Origin of the sequence: Aphanothece sacrum FPU1, from assembly GCF_003864295.1 — a bacterium.
GTDB classification, from domain to species: domain Bacteria; phylum Cyanobacteriota; class Cyanobacteriia; order Cyanobacteriales; family Microcystaceae; genus Aphanothece_B; species Aphanothece_B sacrum.
The window spans coordinates 395,794-418,127 of record NZ_BDQK01000017.1; the positions used below are offsets into that span (position 1 = coordinate 395,794).

Annotated in this window: 18 protein-coding genes and 1 pseudogene; 13 read left to right on the forward strand and 6 right to left on the reverse strand. The window is 37.3% G+C overall.

All coding sequences use genetic code 11. The features are described 5' to 3' along the window. The first annotated feature begins 36 nt into the window (after window positions 1-36). Window positions 37-252 carry a hypothetical protein gene (locus AsFPU1_RS21870; protein WP_124976266.1) on the forward strand — a complete coding sequence of 72 codons (216 nt, stop codon included), beginning with the start codon at window positions 37-39 and terminating at the stop codon, window positions 250-252. 23 nt (window positions 253-275) lie between these two features. Here AsFPU1_RS21870 and ilvN read toward each other — a convergent pair whose 3' ends face one another. Beyond that, window positions 276-794 carry an acetolactate synthase small subunit gene (gene ilvN / locus AsFPU1_RS21875; protein WP_124976264.1) on the reverse strand — a complete coding sequence of 173 codons (519 nt, stop codon included), beginning with the start codon at window positions 792-794 and terminating at the stop codon, window positions 276-278. A 570-nt stretch (window positions 795-1,364) separates the two neighbouring features. Here ilvN and AsFPU1_RS21880 point away from each other — a divergent pair. The 7 genes from AsFPU1_RS21880 to AsFPU1_RS21910 all read left to right on the forward strand — a co-directional run bounded on the left by AsFPU1_RS21880 (window position 1,365) and on the right by AsFPU1_RS21910 (window position 11,263). After that, on the forward strand, window positions 1,365-3,992 hold the full coding sequence (locus AsFPU1_RS21880; protein WP_227873573.1) for a CHAT domain-containing protein: 2,628 nt from the start codon (window positions 1,365-1,367) through the stop codon (window positions 3,990-3,992). A 287-nt stretch (window positions 3,993-4,279) separates the two neighbouring features. Further along, on the forward strand, window positions 4,280-6,088 hold the full coding sequence (locus AsFPU1_RS21885) for an acyl-CoA dehydrogenase family protein (RefSeq protein ID WP_124976262.1): 1,809 nt from the start codon (window positions 4,280-4,282) through the stop codon (window positions 6,086-6,088). Window positions 6,089-6,128: 40 nt separating this feature from the next. Next, on the forward strand, window positions 6,129-6,470 hold the full coding sequence (locus AsFPU1_RS21890) for an acyl carrier protein (protein ID WP_227873574.1): 342 nt from the start codon (window positions 6,129-6,131) through the stop codon (window positions 6,468-6,470). 112 nt (window positions 6,471-6,582) lie between these two features. After that, window positions 6,583-8,040 carry an MBOAT family O-acyltransferase gene (locus AsFPU1_RS21895; protein WP_124976258.1) on the forward strand — a complete coding sequence of 486 codons (1,458 nt, stop codon included), beginning with the start codon at window positions 6,583-6,585 and terminating at the stop codon, window positions 8,038-8,040. Next, the gene (locus tag AsFPU1_RS21900) at window positions 8,040-9,284 is read left to right on the forward strand and encodes an NAD(P)/FAD-dependent oxidoreductase (RefSeq protein ID WP_124976256.1); all 1,245 of its coding nucleotides are present in this window, start codon (window positions 8,040-8,042) and stop codon (window positions 9,282-9,284) included. The genes AsFPU1_RS21895 and AsFPU1_RS21900 overlap by 1 nt, the downstream gene beginning before the upstream one ends. 226 nt (window positions 9,285-9,510) lie before the next feature. After that, window positions 9,511-9,759, forward strand: coding sequence for a hypothetical protein (locus tag AsFPU1_RS21905; protein WP_124976254.1), 249 nt, complete (start codon window positions 9,511-9,513; stop codon window positions 9,757-9,759). A gap of 388 nt (window positions 9,760-10,147) precedes the next feature. Then, entirely contained in the window at window positions 10,148-11,263 is a 1,116-nt protein-coding gene (locus AsFPU1_RS21910) for a sensor domain-containing diguanylate cyclase (protein WP_124976252.1), read from the forward strand. A 148-nt stretch (window positions 11,264-11,411) separates the two neighbouring features. On the opposite strand, the pseudogene AsFPU1_RS21915 reads toward AsFPU1_RS21910, so the two are convergent. Together AsFPU1_RS21915 and argC are read right to left on the reverse strand one after the other, a co-directional pair. Beyond that, window positions 11,412-11,789: pseudogene (locus AsFPU1_RS21915) on the reverse strand (alpha-amylase family glycosyl hydrolase); the annotation flags it as partial. Window positions 11,790-11,948: 159 nt separating this feature from the next. Next, on the reverse strand, window positions 11,949-13,007 hold the full coding sequence (gene argC, locus AsFPU1_RS21920; RefSeq protein WP_124976250.1) for an N-acetyl-gamma-glutamyl-phosphate reductase: 1,059 nt from the start codon (window positions 13,005-13,007) through the stop codon (window positions 11,949-11,951). Window positions 13,008-13,292: 285 nt separating this feature from the next. Between argC and AsFPU1_RS21925 the strand changes: the two genes are divergently transcribed. The 3 genes from AsFPU1_RS21925 to nrdR all read left to right on the forward strand — a co-directional run bounded on the left by AsFPU1_RS21925 (window position 13,293) and on the right by nrdR (window position 15,590). Continuing rightward, a complete protein-coding gene (locus AsFPU1_RS21925) occupies window positions 13,293-14,696 on the forward strand; it encodes a hypothetical protein (protein ID WP_124976248.1) in 1,404 nt (467 codons plus the stop codon). 77 nt (window positions 14,697-14,773) lie between these two features. After that, a complete protein-coding gene (locus AsFPU1_RS21930; protein WP_124976246.1) occupies window positions 14,774-14,869 on the forward strand; it encodes a photosystem II reaction center protein T in 96 nt (31 codons plus the stop codon). 196 nt (window positions 14,870-15,065) lie between these two features. Further along, window positions 15,066-15,590 carry a transcriptional regulator NrdR gene (gene nrdR / locus AsFPU1_RS21935; protein WP_124976244.1) on the forward strand — a complete coding sequence of 175 codons (525 nt, stop codon included), beginning with the start codon at window positions 15,066-15,068 and terminating at the stop codon, window positions 15,588-15,590. 310 nt (window positions 15,591-15,900) lie between these two features. Here the strand turns inward: nrdR and AsFPU1_RS21940 are convergent, their stop codons facing one another. From AsFPU1_RS21940 to AsFPU1_RS21950, 3 genes are all read right to left on the reverse strand, one after another. Further along, window positions 15,901-16,734: an NAD-binding protein gene (locus AsFPU1_RS21940; protein ID WP_124976242.1), complete on the reverse strand. Its 834-nt coding sequence runs from the start codon at window positions 16,732-16,734 to the stop codon at window positions 15,901-15,903. A gap of 134 nt (window positions 16,735-16,868) precedes the next feature. After that, window positions 16,869-17,408 (reverse strand): DUF2808 domain-containing protein, encoded by a 540-nt coding sequence (locus tag AsFPU1_RS21945; protein ID WP_124976240.1) that lies wholly within the window; start codon window positions 17,406-17,408, stop codon window positions 16,869-16,871. 304 nt (window positions 17,409-17,712) lie between these two features. After that, window positions 17,713-19,869, reverse strand: a complete 2,157-nt coding sequence (locus AsFPU1_RS21950) for a polyribonucleotide nucleotidyltransferase (RefSeq protein ID WP_124976238.1) — start codon at window positions 19,867-19,869, stop codon at window positions 17,713-17,715. Between the two features lie 303 nt (window positions 19,870-20,172). Here AsFPU1_RS21950 and AsFPU1_RS21955 point away from each other — a divergent pair, with 303 nt between their 5' ends. Then, complete coding sequence (locus AsFPU1_RS21955) at window positions 20,173-20,889, forward strand: phytochelatin synthase family protein (protein WP_172957539.1); 717 nt, start codon at window positions 20,173-20,175, stop codon at window positions 20,887-20,889. 143 nt (window positions 20,890-21,032) lie between these two features. After that, window positions 21,033-22,127, forward strand: a complete 1,095-nt coding sequence (locus AsFPU1_RS21960) for a metallophosphoesterase family protein (RefSeq protein ID WP_124976236.1) — start codon at window positions 21,033-21,035, stop codon at window positions 22,125-22,127. The last annotated feature ends 207 nt before the right edge of the window (window positions 22,128-22,334 follow it).

A 22,334-nucleotide genomic window follows, 5' to 3' on the forward strand; every position in this document is an offset into this window, starting at 1 on the left:
GGGCATAATAAAATATTATTGTTAATTTTTAAGTCTATGTCTCTTTCTAGAACTGAGGTTAAACAACTGTTAGAACGGCTAATTTTTGAAGAAACTGATCCCGAAGACTGGGTACAAGATATTTGGGATTTAAGCGCGCTTCATGGAGAAAATGCGGCTAAATTATTCGATGTTTTTAAGGCTTTATTAGACTGTTGTTCAGAGGAACAATTAAACAATTTATTGATCTCTTTGTATCAAGAACAATTGTAGGGTGGGCATTGCCCACCTACTGATTAAACCTTAGCTTCTAGAGACTTCAGATATTCCGTATTGACCCCAGATTCACGAGTTAGGGCAATTTTACCTGTTCGCGCTACTTCTCGAATACCAAACTTATTCAACATCTGAACAATAGCGACTAATTTACCAGGATCGCCCACTACTTCTATAGTGACACTTTCTTCAGCAATATCCACAATTCTAGCGCGGAAAACCTGAGCTAATTCGATAACTTCAGCCCGGTTAGCAGCAATCGCATTGACCTTAACTAACATTAATTCCCGTTCCACACAAGGAATTTGAGTGATATCATTAACTTTGAGGACATTGATCAGCTTATAGAGTTGCTTGGTCAACTGTTCAATACTATTCTCATCCCCTGGCACTACCATTGTAATCCGGGATATGCCCACTTGTTCAGCAGGCCCTACCGCCAAACTTTCAATATTGAACCCACGACGGGCAAATAAACCAGCAATGCGGGTTAAGACTCCGGCCTCATCTTCAACTAAAACAGAGAGTGTGTGTTTCATTCTAATTCAATCGCCAATTTCCTCAACAATTTAAGCCAATCAACTACAATATTTAGGGTGTTCTTTGATTAGTGTAATCATTGTTTATTCTATCACAAATATCTTAAGTCCTTTTTCTAATTTTGGTGGAAATTTTAAGGTAAACTTCCACCAAAAATTCGTAGGGGCGGGTTTATTTAACTTTTTTGTGAGAATCATGGATTTGGTAAAAAACCCAGGGCGGGTTTATTTAACTTTTTTGTGAGAATCATGGATTTGGTAAAAAACCCAGGGCGGGTTTATTTAACTTTTTTGTGAGAATCATGGATTTGGTAAAAACCCAGGGCGGGTTTATTTAACTTTTTTGTGAGAATCATGGATTTGGTAAAAAACCCGCCCCTACTACAAAAATCCGCCCCTACAAATTTTGTGTAATTAATTTTGTCTACCTACTTATAATTAATTTTGTTTACCTACTTATTAGTAAACTGCGATCGTTTTATGTTCCGTCATTTTATCTCATTTTTTCTATTAATTTGTCTCAGTTTATCCGCTAGTCTGGGCATAGCTAAACTAAGTGAGGTTAGGGTGATGGCTTCTGTACCTCCTTCTGAAATCCCTCAAATCCAGACCCAACCAGAAGAACAAGCTAAAGAATGGTATCGTCAAGGACAGTTAAAACAAGCTATTGAACTATGGCAAAAAATAGCTCAGGACTACGAAAAACAAGGCGATAAACTCAATCAAGGGCGAATTTTGAGTAATTTAGCCTTAGCTTATTCTCAAGTGGGTGCATGGGAACTTGCACAAACTGCCATGACTCAAAGTTTAGACCTACTGCAAAAACAAACCCTAGCCACCCCAAATCAGACTCGTTTACCCATTTTAGCAGAAGCGTTAAACGTTCAGGGAACCTTATTTTTAGCTAAAGGAGACACTTTAGATGCTTTATCCACTTGGGAACAAGCAACCGCTACCTATAGACAAGTAGGAGACGAATTAGGGCTTTTTCGCACCCAAATCAATCAATCAAGGGCATTACAAGGGTTGGGACTGTATCGACCCGCTTGTGAGAAACTGGTCAAGTTATTGCTAAAAAATAGCTTAAGTTGTCAAAATATAGACCTTCAGTCCCTTAAACCTCTATTTACTGATTCTTTGTCTCCCTTACAACGGGAAGGTTTGCTAAGTTTAGCCTCTGTGTTGCGTCAACTGGATGGGGTAGATACTTCTAGGTGGATTTTAGAGCAATTATTAGATAAGTTACCGCAAGAAGATAAAGTGGCTTCTATTTGGCTTAATTTAGGGCAAACGTTACAAATGCAGGGAGAAATTGAGGAAGCTCAAAAAAGTTATCAAATGGCGATCGCCGTTTCCTCTAGGGGTGAGATTCAATTAAAATCCCAACTCGCTCAACTGTATTTATTAGAGATAAAAGGAGAATGGCAGAGTATACCAGATATTATAGAAGCAATTGAGCAAAATATAGCAATTTTACCTGTTAATAAAACAAAAATTGATGCTCAACTTAATTTAGGTCAAAGGTTAATAGAACAAGCAAATATAAACGTTTATAGTCAAATTAAACTATATTGGCAGTTAATAGAAAATAAAATAACTCAGGCTCGACAAGAAGCTCAAAAGATTGGTTATGCGCGGGGGGAAACTTACGCATTAGGAAATTTAGGGGAACTATATGAAACATTGGCTTTAGCTAAACTATGTCAAAAAAAGCCGATTTCTAGTGAAAATTGTCGTCAAGCTTATCAATTCCAAGATAGGGAAAAATTAACATTAAATTCATCTCAACTTTGGCTAAAAGCTCAACAATTAACCGAACAAGCTTTGATGCAATCTCAGGCATTACAAGCACCAGAAATGATCTATTTATGGCAATGGCAACTAGGGAGAATTTGGGGGGCTTCTGGACGCAAAGAGGAGGCAATAAAAGCCTATTTAGCAGCAGTTAATACCCTCAAAAGTGTCACGGCTGATTTAGGGGCAAATCGAGAATTTCAGTTATCATTTCAAGATAAAATTGAACCTGTTTATCGGGAGTTATTGGGGTTATTATTACCAAAAAATAATAATGAATTAGTCTCCGAAGATAATTTAAACGAAGCTAGACAACAAATTGAAGCTTTACAAATTGCTGAATTAAATAATTTCTTTCGTTCTATTTGTGTTGAAAGTCAACCCGTTGATGTAGATAAAATTGATATTTCAGCCGCTATTTTATATCCCATTATTTTAAGCGATCGCTTAGTAGTTTTATTAAGTATTCCTAATCAACCTTTACAGGTTTATGTTACCTCTATAGACAAAAAAGAATTAGAAAAAGTTGTCGAACAATTACGTTATACTATTGTGATTCGTAGTCAAAGGGAATTTTATGACTATGGACAACAAGTTTATCAATGGTTAATTAAGCCTTTTATTCAACAATTAGAAAACGCAGAGATTAAAACCTTAGTATTTGTTCCTGATGGAGTATTTCGTAATATTCCCATGGCTACTTTATATGATGGTAAACAATATTTAATAGAAAAATATCGAGTAGCTTTAACACCTGGACTGACGTTACTTTCTCCTGAAGCGTTACAAAAAAAAGGTTTAAATACCCTATTTGCTGGATTAACAGAAATTGCCGAAAAACCAGGGTTAACCCCTTTATTATTTGTCAATGAAGAATTAGATGCAGTTCGCTCTCAAGTAACTAGTACCGTTTTGCTTAATCAACAATTTACCTTAACTGATTTACAGCAAACTTTGCAATATAATTCCTTTACCATTGTGCATTTTGCCACTCATGGTCAATTTAGTTCCCAATTTAAAGATACCTTTATTTTGACTTGGAATAGTTTGATTAATATTCTCGAATTAGAAGAACTTCTTCAGAAAAATGATATCAAAGGAACTAAACCCATTGAGTTGTTAATATTAAGTGCTTGTGAAACGGCTACGGGCGATCGCCAAGCGGCATTAGGATTAGCAGGATTCTCTGTTCGTGCGGGTGCGAGAAGTACAATTGCAACACTTTGGTCGGTTAATGATCAAGCTTCGGCTGCTTTAATGGATCAATTTTATCGTCAATTAGCTACTCAAAATGTCTCAAAAGCAGAAGCTCTTAGAAAAGCACAATTAGCATTATTAAAAAACCGTTGGTATCGTCATCCTTTTTATTGGTCTCCTTATATTTTAGTGGGAAATTGGCTTTAAAAAATCCTTCCAGGACTTATCAACCTGCTAAGTACCACGCGCAAAATTAATTGCACAGTCTCCGGCGCGGGTTTTGATAAGTAGGTAGGCAAAATTAATTACATAAAACTGATATAATGTGGTATATTACGTCACCCATTCGGTTTACGTCCTCTTTGGACTTGCTTAATTTTCACAAAACAGCTACAATGAAGTCTAATTTTTGTAAATGATCGAACCTTCAACATCACTCACTCTTGTGAGAAGTGGAAGACAAGCGATTTAGTTTAATTTTAAGAGAACCGTATATGCACCAACTCAAGCAATACTCGGTTGCAGAAACACTTGAAAAAGACTTAGGAGATCCCTTAGATCCTAATAACATAATGTCTTTTAAACAAGTAGTTGACATCGATGAGACGGAAGAATTTCCTCACTCACAGATCGAATGGCTTTACAATTGGAAACTGCAACATTATTATGTTCCGGCGGAGTGTGGTGGGGAGTTTACCTCTTTTGAGGAATTTGTCGCATTTGTTCGAGTTTTAAGTCGTCGAGATCAAACTATTGGTATTGCTTTTACAACTCTTTTTTGGTCATTTATTACTTGGATGAGTGGAAGCGATGAACAAAAGCAAAAATTAGCCAATTATATTAAAAATGAACAGGGGACAATGTGTTTAGGTTATTCTGAACGAGAACATGGAAGTGATCTAGTTGGGGGTGATCTAACAGCGAAAAAAGTATCAGGAGGTTATATTCTCAATGGGGAAAAATGGCCAATTAACCGAGCAACAATATCGGGAATTTCCTATATTTTAGCTAAAACTGCTCCCGAAGGTGGGGCCAAATGTTTAACCTTATTTATGGTGAACAAGCGAGAATTAGATCCAGAAAAATATTACAATTTACCTAAAATTCTGACTCATGGAATTCGGGCTTCCGATATGAGTGGAATTGGCTTTAAAGATTGTTTTGTTCCTGATTCAATGCGCCTAAAAAATGAAGGAGATGGCTTAGAAATTGCCCTAAAAGGGTTTCAAATTACTCGTACTTTATGCGCTGCTTTCTCATTAGGGGCAGCAGATACAGCCTTAAGAACAACTCTTAATTTTGCTTCAAAACGTATTGTTTATGGGAAAACAGTATTTGATCTTCCCCAACCTCGTCAAACATTGGTAGATGCTTTTTTAGATTTGTTAATCTGTGATTGTGAAACCATTGGATCAGCTAGAGGATTTCATGTAGTTCCCGAACAATTTAGTGTTTGGGCCTCTGTGGTGAAATACTTTGTCACCACTCAGTTAGAAACCATGATCAATAATGTTTATGTGGTGTTAGGTTCTCGCTTTTATATGCGCGAAGAACACGACTGGGGAATCTTTCAAAAGGTACTACGAGATAATTCTATTATCAGTATGTTTGATGGTAGTACGGTTGTAAATTTACACGCCCTGATATTACAATTGCGTCCACTGACAAAATATCGTAGTCGCAGAAAGTCAAATACAATGGCAGAAATTCAAGGACGACTAGAAACGATTTTTTCATTAGAAAAACCTCTGCCTACCTTTACACCAACTGAGTTAGAATTATTTGGACGAGGCATAGATGATCCCTTACAAGGGTTAGAAATTGCCTTACAACAACTTGAAGATTTAAAACAAACATCTGATCTAGATGAACAAGTGTTAGAAAACCTCTTACAATTGGGTAATCTAGTTTTAGAGGAATTAGATAATCATGATCAATTAATTGCTAATTCAAAATTTGAATATGGTCATGATCAGTCCCCTGAATTGTTTGAAATTGCCAAAAAATATTGTAATCTTCATGCGGCCGCCGCTTGTTTACATATGTGGCTTTATAATCGCACAATTTTAGGAGACTTTTTTGCTAAGGGAGAATGGTTAGTTTTGAGTTTACATCGACTATTACGAACAATAAGACATCTTCCTTATTGTCTCAGTGAAATCTACGTCGAAAATACTGCTCAAGAACTGCTAAAACTATACAAAGAAGATAAACTATTTTCAATAGTTCCTTTTCAACTTGCTCAATCACAATCACCAGAGGATAAACCCTATGCAACTTCAGGACTCCAGCTTAAAGCTTAATGAACCCCAAACCGTAACTAACCCGGTAGAGGCCCTACAAATGTGGCTAATCAAGCAGTTAGCTGAACAATTATCTCATGATCCTAGCACCATTAAAGTTAGTGAACCTTTAACTCGTTATGGACTCGACTCCATTGATGCTGTAACCTTAGTAGGAGACTTAGAAGATTGGCTAGATATGAAACTTCCTGATACTTTATTTTGGGATTATCCAACTATTGCTAAAGCATCTCAATATTTAGCCGAAAATTTTGATATTACCGGGGCATTAGATAACTTAAAAGCAGAAGAATTAACCACCGTAGTTCCTAACAATAAAGCCTCGGAAAATTTGGCTGAAAATAAAAAAGGTTGGGGTGGTCTTTTTGGAAGGTTTAAATAAAACTGGACTCATGAACCAGCATCACTTGTAGGGTCAATTCATGAATTGATCCTAGCAAAAGACCCAATATCTAGAGGCGTTGTGTAAGTCGAGTAAAAGATAAATTTATGAAATGAACTATTCTGATTTTTCGTTTTGGTGGGTATTAATTTTATTTAGCGTTCCCTATTTTACGGTGCGCTACATTGCTAAATCTTTTAATTTATGGCGAGGTATTTTTGATACTATTGGGGTTTTAGCCTTATCCCTTATTTTATTTCTTAATGCCAGTCGTTCTAGTTTTGTTATTTTTATTTTTGAAGTTATTTTTAACTACTTGATGGTGTGGTGGATGTTACGCCTTCAAGGAGGGAAAGCTAAATTAATTGCCACTATTGTTATTGTTATTAATATTGGTATTTTAGCTTATTTTAAATATCTGACTTTCTTTGTAGAAGATCTCTTAGGAATATTCTTAAATATTCCTGATAATTGGCAACAAACCTTTCCGATTCCTGTTAGAAATCAAATTCCCCCTGGACTGTCATTTTATACATTTCAAATGGTCGGTTTTGTGGTTGACTCATTAGCTGATCGCAAAAAGAAACCGATTGGAATTCTTGATTACATGAACTTTGTATCTTTTTTCCCTCAAATTGTAGCAGGGCCAATTGAACGTCGTAAAGATTTATTTCCGCAAATAGAATCCTTTCGTTTTAAATTTACTATTGATAATTTTGAGCAAGCATTTAAGTGGATATCTCTAGGATTTTTTATGAAATTTGTCTTAGCTGATAATATTGCTCCATATATTGACTTAACTATTAGTAATAATGCTTGGACAGTTTGGTTTTTTGCCTTATTATTTACCTTAAGAATCTATTTTGATTTTGCTGGTTATAGCTTTGTAGCTGTAGGTTTAGGGCATTTTTTAGGAGTTAATATAACAGTTAACTTTTTAGCCCCTTATACTTCACAAAGTATTAATGAATTTTGGCGACGTTGGCATATTACACTTAGTACCTGGTTTCGAGATTACGTTTTTTTACCTTTAATGGGATCAAATAAAAAATGGGCTGCTTTTTACCTATTTTTAACCTTTACTTTATCAGGATTTTGGCACGGTGCAGCCTGGAATTTTATTATTTGGGGAGCATATCATGGGGCATTATTATTAGTATTACGTTATTTAGGTCGGCCCTTTTATGGATTAATTGGTAATTATGTCCCTCGTCCCCAGATTATTTCTTGGGGTTTAACCTTTGGTTCTGTCATTTTTGGTTGTCTTTTCTTCATGGAAACTAACAGTCATCGTCTCTTAACTAAGTTACATACTTTAGTGACTCCTGGGGCTTATTCTTGGGATAATTTTCAAGGAGTTTGGTCATCTTATACTGTCAATGAGGTATCAGCATTAGGACTGGTTTTAGTTCTGTCTACGTTGATTTTATTAATGGAACATATCGCTGTTTGGCAAGGTAAATTTGAATATGAATTATTATTGTCTCGCTGGGTGTCTCCAGTATTATTAGCTTTAACAATTTTACTAGCGGCAAATATTCCATCTGAGTTTATTTATTTTGAATTCTAATGAATAACAAACCTTTAATTAATATATGTGTTTTAGGCGGGGGATTTGGTGGACTTTATACAGCCTTATCTCTGACTCGTTTTTCTGAGATAAAATCAGGACAATATCAAATTACGTTAGTAGAAAGAAATGATTCTTTTTTATTTACTCCCTTATTATATGAGTTAATTACGGGAGAATTACAACGGTGGGAAATTGCCCCATCTTATCAAAAATTATTAGCAGGAACCCCCATTAAATTATGTCAAAATACTGTTGAAGGAATTGATCTTAAAACTCGTCAAGTTAAACTAGATGATGATCAATTATTAAGCTATGATTATTTAATTTTAGGGGTAGGAACTCAAAACCGTTGGGCGGATATTCCAGGGTTAAAAAATAATGCTTTAACTTTTCGTACATTAGCCGATGTAGAACGATTACAAACTCAATTACATTTATTAGAAACATCGGAACGTCAACGAATAAGATTAGCCGTCATTGGGGCCGGCCCGAACGGAATTGAACTATCTTGTAAATTAGCTGATCGTCTGGGAAAACGAGGAGAAATTGTTTTAATTGAACGAGGAAATGAGATCTTAAAATGGTTTTCTCAGGGGGTACGTTCAGCTTCTTATAAAGCTTTAGATTCTCGTCGTATACAATTATATCGACAAACCAACGTTAATAAAATTGCTGAAGATTCTATAACTTTAATTCGTCAAAAAGAACAAGAAACTTTACCGATTGATTTAGTTATCTGGGTAGGGGGAACCCAATCAAGATCATGGATTAAGGCGTTAAACTGTCAACAAAATGCCCAAGGAAAACTGTTAACCCTTCCTACATTACAACTAATGGATTATCCAGAGGTATTTGCCTTAGGTGATTTAGCAGAAATTCATCAGACTAAACAACAAATTCCTGCTACAGCACAAGTGGCTTATCAACAGGCAAGTTGTGCGGCTAAAAATTTAATTGCCCTTATAAAAAATAAACCTTTAAAAGCATTTTATTATTTACATCTTGGGGATATGCTAACATTAGGAAAAGGAGAAGCAATTGTCTCTAGTTTTTGTCTGAATATTGAAGGATATTTAGGGTCTATTATTAGACGACTTGCTTATATTTTTCGCTTGCCAACTACTCGTCATCGACTCCAAGTTTTAAGGAATTTATTACAAAAAAGCTTGTTAAAAATAAGACGTTTTTTTCGGTGGCGATTAACTAGATTATTATTAGCAAAGTCCGCTAAAAATTATTAATAATCAACCGTTGTAGGGGTGAACGACCTTCATTTGCGTCAACTTAGTCCAAAACGCCAACAGACTAAAGTCTGTGGCTATACGAACAAAGTCCGACGAGCGCGGACTTTCTGTTTATCCCCAACCCCTAACCCCAATCTTGACTTTTGCCTACTTGTCACCCCCTACGGATAACTGGTTTAAGCTATTGAAATAAGAAATCAACTCATAAGAGGAAATGAACATAATGGATGCTTTTAGCCTCGTTCCCCCTGATTGGAGTCAAAATGCTATTCATGGATTAAAATTTTGTTGTCCTCGTTGTCATGAGGCCGCCAGTAAAGCACAACGAGTTTGGATTAACCGACGGGCCCCCGTTTTATGTGAAGATTATCGTCGTAAATGGCAAGAATTTTATCACTGCGAATGCCAACAAGCTTGGTGGGCCTGGAATAGCGATCGCCCCCCATCTGAGTTAACAAAACCGACGGAGTGATTATGTTAAGTAAACCGAATAAAACGCAATATTGGGCAGCGTTTATTTGTTTAGGGAATCCAGCCGCCTTGAAAAATTAGGTGTTGCTGATTGATGGTATGATTCTTATCTTGCGCAAAGAATCAACGCAAAGAATAGTTGTTTCATACCCTGATTCAGCAACGCCGTATTATAGGTTGGGTTGAGGCACGAAACCCAATACCCAAAACGATAGCAAAAGTCCCTCACTTCTATTAACCTGAGTTCGGGTTTATCCAGTCATCTAGTAAGTAAAACTTAACAAAGATTTCTAAAAATATTAAATTCTAAGATTAATTACAATCCCTTAATAAATATTTAAAAATAGAGAAAAATAATGATAAGAATAAATTTCCCTTAACGGTGAGCTATGAGCAGTTTTCATCCTTCTTGTCCCATTGATGAGGTTTCTGATAACCCTTCTCATCCCATAGAACATTTAATCCTAACTGTCCAAAAACTCTCTTTAGCTCGTGATCTAGAGACAGTCATGTATATTGTTAAACACGCAGCCCGTAAACTGACTCAATCGGACGGTGCTACTTTTATTTTACGGGATGGAAGCAATTGTTTTTACGCAGATGAAGATGCGATCGCTCCTTTGTGGAAAGGAATGCGTTTTCCTCTGGATATTTGTATTGGGGGTTGGACTATGAATAATCGTCAACCTGCGATTATTCCTAATGTTTTGGGAGATAGTCGTATTCCTTATGAAGCTTATAAACCTACTTTTGTTAAAAGTTTATTAACCGCTCCTATTCGTCGTCTTGATCCGATTGGAGCGATCGGTATTTATTGGTCACAATATCATGAATCGACTCCAGAAGAAATTAAATTATTGCAAGCATTAGCAGATTCAACCGCGATCGCAATGGAAAATATTCAGGTATATTCTGAATTAGAAAAACTGGTAAAAGAGCGCACAGCAGAACTTGAATTAGCTAATCAAAATTTAGTTGAAGAAATTAGTTATCGACAACAAGCAGAAAAAGAAGTTAGACAACTTTCTCTCACTGATGAATTAACTCAATTATCTAATAGAAGGGGGTTTAATTTATTAGGAGAACATGAATTAGATATTGCTCGTCGTCATCATTATTACTGTACCTTATTTTTTATCGATCTCGATGGCTTAAAACTGGTTAATGATACCTATGGGCATGAAATTGGCGATCAAATGATTAAAGATGCGGCTAATCTTTTTAAGCAAACTTTCCGAGATGTGGATATTATAGCTCGTTTAGGAGGAGATGAATTCGTTATTTTAACCGCAGCAGAAGTAATCTTTGATCAGCAAGCAGTTTATCAAAGATTACTTAATAATTTAGCTAAATTTAATCAACAATCTAATCAACCTTATCAACTTTCTTTTAGTGTTGGACAAGTCAAGTATAGCCCTGAATCATCAGATTCTTTAGAAAGTTTGCTCACTCAAGGGGATCAAGCAATGTATCTACAGAAAAAAGGCAAACATCGATATCATTAAAGAAGAAAAAGCCCCGACTAAGTAACTGGACAAAAATAAACGTTACGGTGAAGTGAGCAGGGGAGCGCCGGAGCGCCGGAGCAGGGAGAGGGGTTACAACCTAGTTACATTTCTTAACATAGTATTATTTATTTATGTCCGACTACTTAGCATGATTAAACACCCCATCTAAAACAATTTTTAATCCTCGTTGATGGGCTTCTTTTAACAACTTGTCAAATGCTTCATTACCCCCTAATAAAGGCTCAATTTGATAATAATCATGAGTATGATAACGATGATTACTTGCTGAACGAAAAATAGGGGTAAAATAAAGGGCTGTCACCCCTAAATTTTGCAAATAATCTAATTTGTCAATCACTCCCCAGAGGTTCCCCCCCTTATATCCTTGAAAAGTCGGGGGACTATTCCAGTCTTCTAAGGGAACATCGAGTAACCATTGTTGTTGAGGGGGGACACTTCTAGCAAAAGCATCAGGATAAATTTGATAAAAAATAGCATTTTTTACCCAGTCAGGAGTGGTCATTTCAGTTATCAGTTATCAGTTATCAGTTATCAGTTATCAGTTACCAATTGATAATTAATTCTGTTGAAAACCTCTACTTTCAAGGAAAAAGAAAAAAAGTTCATTTCTTTCAATTCTCCTTATTTCTAGAGATAGGTAATTATCAATTATCAATTAATCTTACGGGTAGAAACATAATTGAGGTAAACCAAGAGTTTCCTCCCATCCCATCATCAGATTTAAACATTGTACTGCTTGTCCAGCTTGACCTTTAATGAGATTATCAATAGCAGAGAGGACAATCACGCGATCGGTGCGATCATCGGTTTCGATGCCAATGTAACAAAGATTCGTCCCACAAGCCCATTTTGTTTGAGGATAAGTGCCATTCGGGAGAATTTTAACAAAAGGAGACGACCGATAAAACGCGCTGTAAATGGTCAAAATATCGTCCCTAACTAACCCTGGATCTCTTAAAGTCGCATAGACAGTCGCCAGGATACCTCGTACCATAGGGATTAAATGGGGCGTAAACTGCACCCTAACTTCATGACCCGCTAATTCTGAGCAAACTTGTTCAATTTCTGGGGTATGACGATGTTTAGCAACTCCATAAGCCCCAAAAGAACCATCAGCCTCTGATAATAATAAATTAATTTTACCTTGACGGCCGCCCCCTGATGCGCCTGATTTTGCGTCAATAATAGCGGTTTCTGGGACAATTAAACCTTGTTTGAGTAAAGGAGATAAGGCCATTAAACTTGCGGTAGGATAGCATCCTGGACACCCCACTAAAGAAGCGGATTTAATTTCTTCACGGTACAATTCAGGGAGTCCATAAACCGCTTTAACCGCCGTTTCCCCATCAGTGCGGTCTTTATTGTACCAACGAGTATAAGTCTGTAAATCTTTAAAACGGTAATCCGCCGATAGATCTAATACTTTAACCCCTTTAGCTATTAATGGGGGGGCTAAATCACAAGCAAGTCCATTAGGAAGTCCCAAAAAGACCGCCTGACAACGAGCAGCGATAACGTCTGTATCAATAGGTTCAATGGTAAAATTAACACGGTGGCCCAAGTGGGGATAAATATCACTGTAGAGCTTTCCAGCACTATCCTTGCCACCTAGATAGACAATTTCTACGTTAGGGTGTTCTAGTAACAACTTTACCAATTGTACCCCACCGTATCCTGAAGCCCCAATAATGCCAACTGGTATGCGTTTTGACTCACCCATAAGTATCACTTCCTGACAATCTTCAATGATCAATATAATTCATGGCCGAATTGTAATCTTAAATGCTGGTAATGAATCAGAAGTTTTGCTAAAGGAATTATGAAAAAAGGTGATTTACTTTAAAGAACAACAACTAGACTTATTCGCTGACAGAACTTCAACCTAAACTTTTGTGAGTAATCAACTCAGACTTTGGTTTTAATTTTTTAATGATAAAATGAAGTGTTAAAACGAGGGTTTTCTATACAAATTAAAACAAACTGAATTAGGATTTTTATGTAAAGTATGAAATTATCACCAATTAAGATAATCGGGGTTAAACCGCTTCTGTGGGTGGCGATCGCGGTAACTCTAGCCATTTTTCTACTAAACTTCTATTTAGTAGGCTTTGGGGTTTATGGGGATGGCATTGGTTACTATACTCCCCTGCGTTCTCTGATTTTTGACGGAGATCTCAAAATTTCTAACGAATACGAATATCTCTCCCATTCTGCCTCTAACTTTGGTGGAGGTGTTCGGGTAGATAAAGGCATTCCAGACTATAGTAAATATACCTTGGGCATGGGCTTAGTCCTCTCTCCCTTTTTTGCATTAGGACACCTAGTCACCTTAATGTTAAAGACCCTGGGCTTAAATGTTGTCCCTAATGGACTATCTTGGCCTTACGAATTATTTTACTGTCTTGGTAGTATTGGATTAGGAATCGCTGGCTTAATTATCTGTTATAAAGGGGCCCGATTATTTTTTAGTCAAACCCCATCCGTTTTAGGAGTAGCTGGAGTTTGGTTTGCTTCTCCCCTCACCTTTTATTTATCAATAGAATCATCCATGTCTCATGGAGTCTCTCAATTTCTGATTTCTCTATTTCTCTATATTTGTATCGCTACTCCTTGGATAAAACAACGCCGTCAACAAATTTTATTAGGACTATTATTAGGCTTAGGCGCATTAGTTAGACCTCAAGACGTTTTATTTATGAGCGTCCCCATTTTGATGATTCTAGCCACTATAATCACTGATTGGCGCAAAACTGATCATTCCGATACTAAATCTACTTTAAAGCCCTATCAAATAGCGCTCGCCTATGGTCTACCCTTAGTTATTATTGCCTTAGTTACAGGTTTAATGCAAATTCCTCAACTTCTGATTTATCAGTGGCAATTTGGCAGTTTTTTTAATATACCTTATTTACAGGAAGGGGCAGCCGAGGGCTATCAGGCAAGTTTTCATTGGGTCAACCCCGCCATCTTAAATGTCCTGTTTTCAGGCTTTCATGGACTATTTTCCTGGCATCCCTTATTATTTTTAGCTATTATTGGCTTAATTTTGGTAAGAAAACGGTTTCCTACCCTGGTCTGGATTCTTTTTATTGCCTTTGCGTTACAAGTATACTTAGTCGCTGCTTGGTGGTGTTGGTGGCAAGGATCAAGTTTTGGTGGCAGAATGTTTGCTAATTGCAGCTTTATTTTTGTTTGGGGATTAGCTGCTTTATGGGATTATTTCCCCTCCCATCCCTGGAAAATCGTAGGAATAGTCACCACCGTGTTTTTTATGGGCTGGAACGCCCTGTTGGTCTTACAATATGAATCAGCCATGATTCCCTCAGAAGCACCCGTTACTATGGGGCAGATTGTGCAGAATCAACTGTTTGTCATTCCTTACTTTATCAACCATCTGCTTAAGCGGTGAACTAATAAAAATAAGCTGATATTTATGGCTTTTTTTTGATAGACTAGGTATGCAAGCAATTTTAGGAAATTATTAAGATGGAAAGCGTTGCTTATATTCTTATATTGACCATGATGATAGCCGTATTGTTTTTTGCGATCGCGTTTCGGGAACCTCCTCGCATCCAAAAGTAAATTTAGGTTATCCATACTAAAGTTAACCCCCTTAAAAATTTTATCTGAGCCGATTTTACCGAATCTTGATTTAGCTTTGTCTAGATAAAGATTAAGGGCGGCTCAGTATATTCTTTTTTGATCCGAATCTCAGGCTTGTGTTGAAAACCGTTTGTGACTTTCTCACGCTTAATTTTTCCTTGCCACGGACAGTCTTATGCAATGCCCCTACTGTCATTATACCAATAGTCGTGTTCTAGAATCCCGTTCTTCAGAAGGGGGACAAAGTATTCGTCGTCGTCGGGAATGTTTGAACTGTAAACACCGCTTTACGACTTATGAACGTATTGAATTTGTGTCTATTACCGTTATCAAACACGATGGCAAAAAAGAATCTTTTGACTCTTCTAAATTATTGCGAGGAATGGTAAGAGCTTGTGAAAAAACAGGTATTTCTCATCAACGTATCGAAACTATTGTCGATGATATTGAAGCCCATTTACAACAACGTCCCCAAAGAGAAGTAAGCAGTCAAGAGATAGGAGAGTTGGTACTAGAATATTTACGAGATGAAAACGAAGTGGCTTATATTCGCTTTGCTTCCGTTTATGGTAGATTTCAAGGGATTAAGGATTTTGTGGCTACCCTTAACCAGTTACAACAAGATAGACTTGCAGCGACTCCTTCACCTTGGACAGAGCCTTTGGTTGACTCGGCCCCTGCTTTGTCTAGGAGCGAATAATCCATACCCACCATCTTAAGTATTGTAGCTGATTATACATTTTATACCAAGATGTCGGGAGAGCCAGCCTTATCCTATAAAAACGAAGTCCGACGAGCGCGGACTTATTTGTAGGTTGCGTAGGCAACCTTTGTTTGTATAGCTTAACTCTTGAGAGTTAAAGTCTCTTATTGGTAATAATTTAGCATAACTTGTCCGGTAGAACCCAATCTTTAAGATGGTGGGTTACGACGCGTCCTAAATCTTATTAGTTTTCCGGTCAAAATTGTTGCCGCGTCTAACCCACCCTACGAATCATAAGCTTTACTTATTAAATTATAGATGTTTCATTAAGAAATAGGTCTGTTGAAGGGGTTCGCCATAACTTTTCTAATTCATTAGCGGGCATAGTTAGATATAAAATATCCCCAGATTGTAGAACAATTTCTAACAAATCCCAACTATGAATATTCTGTTGTTGTCTTTCTAAATAAAGAGGAACAAAATTTCCATTCATTGCTGCTTGTGGTAATTTTTGTCCACACAAAGGATGATTTGGTGTAATGAGAGTAGCTAAAGCAACCCATAACAAATCATCAGTGATGCCATTCCCTAAAATTCTACCGCCAAGAGCGGCAGCAGCAAAGGAAGGAGTAGCTAATTCTGCGGGACATAAGACAGTTTCAAAGTCAAAAACCTCTTGTACTGACCTAGCAAATTGAGCTTCATGAGAACGTAATACAACCGAAATATTCGGAGCGATCGCTTTATTGCCTAATGCTGCAAAAGAAAAAATCGGGGCCGCTAGGGCCGCAACACTCATACTTACGTGATCTGGTAAAGTTTGATCGAGTCTTTCCCCTAAAGTATTGTTAAATAAACGATTAATAATGCGAATATGGGGATTAAGTAACCTTGCTTGGGTTAAGACCCCCAAATTCACGGCATCGTCATGACTTGCTAATACGAGGGTCTGTGCATGATGAATACCAGCTTTTGCCAAAGTTACTGGCGATCGCAATTCACCGACAATAATTTGGGGTTCTTCTTGTCCTAAGATGGGGCGATCACTGATTCCAACAACTGATGCACCCTGTCGTCTCAATAAGCTAAAAATCTGATAGCCAGTTCGGCCTAAACCGCAGACAATAATTCTAGGTTTCATGAAATGGCACGATGATAAAAAATTAAATCAAATTAAGTTTTAATCATCCATTATTATCTATAATCGTGATAATAATCTGTAGCTATTTACACTACTTTAATGATTTATTTTTTGTCATGTCAATAGTAGTTAGCTTAAGGAAAGCGATCGCTATGTTGATAGAATCTTAATCTACCTGGGCCAAGATATAATCCTTGAGGTTTTTCTCCTGTAGGATAAGCAGTGATTCCGAAGAGATAAACGCCTCCAATTTCAGGATTTATTTTAGGTTTAAGTCCTACGGTTATTGTGTTCCCTGGAGGCACAGGAGGATCTAAAATAATGGTAATCTCATTAGTATCTAAATTTTGTTTAGCTTTAGCAACTGTTAGAGAATTACCTCGGTTAAGGGGAGTTCCTTCAAAGGCCAATGTTTCTGTTAAATCATAACTAATAATTTCTGCTCCTTGACTTTGTTTAATGGTCAATTTTTGCAGAGATTCTCCTACATTCTTAGGTAATTCAATGGTAACATAATAATTAGCCCCCCAGGCTCTAATACTACTTAATGTAGTCACCATATCAATGAGGCGTGGAGATTTATTAAAAATAGTGATTCCATTACCCAACTCAACAGCTAATATTGGACTAGCACAAATAAGCAAAATACTGGTAATTTCTAATAATTTTTTCATAAAAGATTGAGCCAGAACATGAATATAAGGGTAATATAGGTTCTACCGGACAAACTATGCTAAACTAACAATTAATAAAAGGCTAAAGCCTTATCCTATAAAAACGAAGTCCACCTTCGTGGACATCCATTATAGGTTGGGTAGGCAACCTTTGTTTATATAGCTTAACTATGAACGAGTTAAGGTCTTTTATTTGTGATGATTTAGCATAACTTGTCCGGTAGAACCAAAAGCTTTAATAAAATTAACGGTTCAAAGTTCATTAAATAAATAATGAACCATGAACCAAAAACGAAGTGACTAATTAAACAGGAGTTACGGCTTTCCGGGCGGCGGCAGCCTCATCAGGATGTATTCCTAAACGAGTTAAATTAAGACGACCTTTAGCGTCAATTTCGCGCACTTTGACGATAACTTCATCGCCTACGGCCACCTCATCTTCGACCTTACCGACTCGTCCCTCGGCTAATTGAGAAATATGGATCATTCCCTCTTTTCCGGGAAGAACTTCCACAAAAGCCCCAATTTGGATAATACGGGTCACTCGGCCCATATATACTTCTCCTTCATTGAGTTTGCGGGTCATATTGTAGATAATTTGTTTAGCTTTTTCCGCTTTTTCAGCTTCAATAGCGGCGATAGTTACCGTACCATCATCCCCAATATCAATCTTAGATCCGGTTTGCTCTGTAATACCCTTAATGGTCTTACCACCAGGCCCAATGACTAATCCAATCATATCAGGATCGATCTTCATGGTCAGTAAACGAGGAGCATAAGCAGATAATTGAACACGAGGTTCAGGGAGAGTCGCCAGCATTTTATCTAGAATATGTAAACGGGCCGGTAATGCTTGCTGGATGGCTTGAGCAACCACTTCCATGGGTAAACCCGTTATTTTCATATCCATTTGTAGGGCCGTGATACCGCTATCGGTTCCTGCGACTTTGAAGTCCATATCTCCTAAAAAGTCTTCAATTCCTTGAATATCAGTCAGGATACGCACTTCATCCCCTTCTTTAATCAAACCCATAGCCGCCCCACTAACAGGCTTAACAATGGGAACTCCCGCATCCATTAAAGCTAAGGTTGAGCCACAAACTGACCCCATAGAAGTTGAACCATTAGAAGACAATACCTCTGATACCACCCGCAACACATAAGGAAACTCACTTTGAGGGGGTAAAATCGGTAAAATCGCCCGTTCGGCTAAGGCCCCGTGACCAATTTCGCGCCGTCCAGGAGAACGCATGGGACGAGTTTCTCCCACGGAAAAAGGCGGAAAATTGTAGTGATGGAGGTAACGTTTTTCGTCTTCAGGGTGCAGATCATCCCCCAAGTCTTGAGCATCTCCGGGAGTTCCCAAAGTTGCTAAGGAAAGCACTTGAGTTAGACCCCTGTTAAATAATGCGCTACCATGAACTCGTGGGGGTAACAAACCCACTCGACAGGAAATAGGGCGCACTTCGTCAAGTTTTCGTCCATCAACACGAACTCCCTCATTAACAATTTGAGAGCGCATTAACTGTTTGGTTAAATCTTTGTAAAGATTGCTGACCACTTTAGAACTTTGGCTGGCCGCTACTTTAACTGGATCTTCCTCTGGAAGTTCAGCGATCACATTGGTGATGGTCGTTTCTTTGATCTCATCTAGAAGTTTATCTCGGCCCGTTTTATCGAGATCGTATTGTACCAGAACTTTTTTAATGGATTCTGAAGACTGTTGTCGTAAGAAGCTTTCGAGAGCTTCATCGACGGCTGGAGGTTCGGCAGTTGCTAATTCAAGGCCTAACTCTTGCATGATCTCTGACTGGGCTTTAATTAAGTCCCGAACCGCCTCATAACCAAAGTCAATCGCTTCAATGATATCTTGTTCTGGGAGTTGATTGGCACCTGCTTCTATCATCACCACCCCGTCAGGAGTGCCAGCCACCACCAAGTCTAAATCTCCGGTGTTGATTTCTTTGTAGGTGGGGTTAATAATAAAATCATCTCCGACTAAACCCACTCTTACCGCAGCCATGGGGCCAAAAAAGGGTATTTGCGCCTGAATGACCGCAATAGAAGCCCCTGTTACCGCTAAAACATCGGGAGGCACTTCTTCATCCATCGACAGAGTAGTCGCAATCACTTGAATATCATCCCGTAACCAGTGAGGAAACAAGGGACGTAAGGGACGATCAATTAAACGACTGATAAGAATAGCTTTTTCTGGAGGACGACCTTCACGCCGTAAAAATCCTCCTGGAATACGCCCGGCCGCATAAAGTCTCTCTTCATAATCAACTGTCAAGGGCAGAAAATCAATTCCCTCTCTCCCTTTTGCTCGTGTTGCTGTCACCAAAACTGCCGTATCTCCGGATCTGATTAAAACTGCTCCCCCTGATTGTGGGGCAAGCAGTCCTAGTTTTAGTGCAATATCCCGTCCGTCAAAGGATATTGATTTGTCAAACTCTTGCATGTAGCGTTGGTTCCTTTTTTTATCACGTTTCTTCTTCTGTGGCAATCGTAACATTTTTTAGGCTATCTAGTTCTGCTTTCTCCCCTACACCTCGTACGGGCTGGTTTTTCACGTTATATTTCAAAGCATATCAAAGTTTTTAAAAAATATATACTGGTTTTTTAAAAAATATATACTGGTTTTTCAAAAATTTATGCAGGTTTAAGAATGCGATCGCTATTCTATAAAACTCTATAGTAGAAAGGCTGTTAACACATGAGTTATAATCATGAAAATAAATAGAAATTTATAGTGGTTATTATTATGAGTCCCTTGATTTCACGAATTTTAATGATCGGACTATGTTTTATTCCGAGTGAATTAATTGCTCAAACGTTACCCTTAACTCCTAACCTAATTAATTTTAATTCATCAGAAGGAGAAACTTTTCTGATTGAAAGTACAGCACGTCAAGATTATATTCCCTTAAGTATTCAGTTTGAAACCCAAGAAAACGGTGCTTTTTGTGGAGTAGCAAGCATGGTAATGGTACTCAATGCTTTATCTATTCCTGCACCAAAAGCACCGGAATGGAGAAAATATAAACGTTTCACTCAAACCAATATTTTTGATAACCCAAAAACTCAAGAAGTGATGACGAAAGACATCGTATCAAAACAGGGAATGACATTACAACAATTAGGACAATTATTAGCAAGTTATCCAATAAAAGTTGATATAAATTATGGCAGTGAAGTTACTTTAAAAGAATTTCGTCAGCGTCTTATTGATAATTTAAAACAACCGAATAATTTTGTTTTAGTTAACTATTTACGTTCTACTATGGGTCAAGAAAAAGGGGGACATATTTCACCAGTTGCAGCTTATCATCAACAAAGCGATCGCTTTCTTATTTTGGATGTATCCCGTTACAAATATCCTCCTGTATGGGTAAAAGCTGAAGACTTATGGCAAGCCATTAATACTAAAGATTCTGCTTCTGGTAAAACCAGAGGATTTGTCTTAGTCAGTGTTGAATAATTGACAATGGATAATTGATAATGGGACAATTCATAATTCATAATTCATAATTCATAATTCATAATTCATAATTCATAATTCATAATTCATAATTCATAATTCATAATTCATAATTTATTTAAACTTTACTTTTTAAGACAAATATGAGTTATAATCGTCGTCAATTTTTAATTGTTACCGGAGGATTAATGGGGGCAGGAATGGCTACCTTAACCCATCAAGTTTTCAGTCGCAATAATAGTTTTAGCCCTCCCAAATCTCAGCCTATTTCATCTGAAAAACCTCTAATAAGTCAACCAGTTGCCGTTGCACCTGATGGCTTATTTGCACCCGTAAAAGGAGATGTTAGAATTGTTGTTATTAGTGATCTTAATAGTCAATATGGATCAACCACTTATGAACCAGAAGTTGATCAAGCGATCGCTTTAATTCCTGACTGGAAACCCGACTTAGTATTATGTGGAGGAGACATGATTGCTGGACAAAAGAAATCTCTTACTAAAACACAAATACAAGCTATGTGGTCAGCCTTTGATAATCATATTACGGCCCCGTTAAGACAAGCAAAAATTCCCTTTGGGTTTACCATGGGAAATCATGATGCGTCAGGGGCAATTAATCAAGGTAAATTTATCTTTGAGTCAGAGAGAGAATTAGCCTCAGCTTATTGGAATGAACCCACTCATAATCCTGGATTAAACTTTATTGATAAAGCCAATTTTCCCTTTTATTATACCTTCAAACAACAGGATATTTTTTATTTAGTGTGGGATAGTTCTACTAATATTATTTCTCCTGAACAATTAACTTGGGTTGAACGAAATTTAAACAGTCAAGAGGCACAAAAAGCTAAATTACGTCTAGCTATTGGTCATCTTCCGTTGTATCCAGTTGCAGTAGGAAGGGATAACGGCGGCAATTTTATGAATGAAGGAGAAACCTTGCAAAAATTATTAGAAAAGTATGACGTTCATACATATATAAGTGGTCATCATCATGCTTATTATCCAGGGAAAAAAGGTCAATTAGAATTACTTCATACTGGTGCATTAGGAGGAGGGCCCCGTAAACTTTTAAATAGTGATTTACCCCCTCGAAAAAGTTTAACTGTTGTCGATATTGTCTTAACTTCTGGAGGGACAATTTACACAACTTATGATATGCAAACTTTAAAAGTTATAGACATCAAAACCTTACCGAAATCCATTGGTAAAGTTTCGCGTAGAGATTTGCTATAAATTATGAATTATGAATTATGAATTATGAATTATCAATTAGGTTCCTGTTAGTGCTTGAAAGCTTTGTATAATAATGGCTAAAGCCATCACTACGAACTTTTCTATTGTGACTTTTAATTCAGGGAATTGGTATTACTTACAAAGAAATTAGGTGAAGGATTTCTTCACCTGCTGGTTGATATTTCTAAAGAAAATGTTATGTTATGT

What these genes read in the sequence shown, in the direction of transcription:
- AsFPU1_RS21870 (WP_124976266.1), top strand. Translation starts at nt 37, where the DNA reads ATGTCTCTTTCTAGAACTGAGGTTAAACAACTGTTAGAACGGCTAATT.
- ilvN (WP_124976264.1), bottom strand. Translation starts at nt 794, where the DNA reads ATGAAACACACACTCTCTGTTTTAGTTGAAGATGAGGCCGGAGTCTTA.
- AsFPU1_RS21880 (WP_227873573.1), top strand. Translation starts at nt 1,365, where the DNA reads ATGGCTTCTGTACCTCCTTCTGAAATCCCTCAAATCCAGACCCAACCA.
- AsFPU1_RS21885 (WP_124976262.1), top strand. Translation starts at nt 4,280, where the DNA reads ATGCACCAACTCAAGCAATACTCGGTTGCAGAAACACTTGAAAAAGAC.
- AsFPU1_RS21890 (WP_227873574.1), top strand. Translation starts at nt 6,129, where the DNA reads ATGTGGCTAATCAAGCAGTTAGCTGAACAATTATCTCATGATCCTAGC.
- AsFPU1_RS21895 (WP_124976258.1), top strand. Translation starts at nt 6,583, where the DNA reads ATGAACTATTCTGATTTTTCGTTTTGGTGGGTATTAATTTTATTTAGC.
- AsFPU1_RS21900 (WP_124976256.1), top strand. Translation starts at nt 8,040, where the DNA reads ATGAATAACAAACCTTTAATTAATATATGTGTTTTAGGCGGGGGATTT.
- AsFPU1_RS21905 (WP_124976254.1), top strand. Translation starts at nt 9,511, where the DNA reads ATGGATGCTTTTAGCCTCGTTCCCCCTGATTGGAGTCAAAATGCTATT.
- AsFPU1_RS21910 (WP_124976252.1), top strand. Translation starts at nt 10,148, where the DNA reads ATGAGCAGTTTTCATCCTTCTTGTCCCATTGATGAGGTTTCTGATAAC.
- argC (WP_124976250.1), bottom strand. Translation starts at nt 13,007, where the DNA reads ATGGGTGAGTCAAAACGCATACCAGTTGGCATTATTGGGGCTTCAGGA.
- AsFPU1_RS21925 (WP_124976248.1), top strand. Translation starts at nt 13,293, where the DNA reads ATGAAATTATCACCAATTAAGATAATCGGGGTTAAACCGCTTCTGTGG.
- AsFPU1_RS21930 (WP_124976246.1), top strand. Translation starts at nt 14,774, where the DNA reads ATGGAAAGCGTTGCTTATATTCTTATATTGACCATGATGATAGCCGTA.
- nrdR (WP_124976244.1), top strand. Translation starts at nt 15,066, where the DNA reads ATGCAATGCCCCTACTGTCATTATACCAATAGTCGTGTTCTAGAATCC.
- AsFPU1_RS21940 (WP_124976242.1), bottom strand. Translation starts at nt 16,734, where the DNA reads ATGAAACCTAGAATTATTGTCTGCGGTTTAGGCCGAACTGGCTATCAG.
- AsFPU1_RS21945 (WP_124976240.1), bottom strand. Translation starts at nt 17,408, where the DNA reads ATGAAAAAATTATTAGAAATTACCAGTATTTTGCTTATTTGTGCTAGT.
- AsFPU1_RS21950 (WP_124976238.1), bottom strand. Translation starts at nt 19,869, where the DNA reads ATGCAAGAGTTTGACAAATCAATATCCTTTGACGGACGGGATATTGCA.
- AsFPU1_RS21955 (WP_172957539.1), top strand. Translation starts at nt 20,173, where the DNA reads ATGAGTCCCTTGATTTCACGAATTTTAATGATCGGACTATGTTTTATT.
- AsFPU1_RS21960 (WP_124976236.1), top strand. Translation starts at nt 21,033, where the DNA reads ATGAGTTATAATCGTCGTCAATTTTTAATTGTTACCGGAGGATTAATG.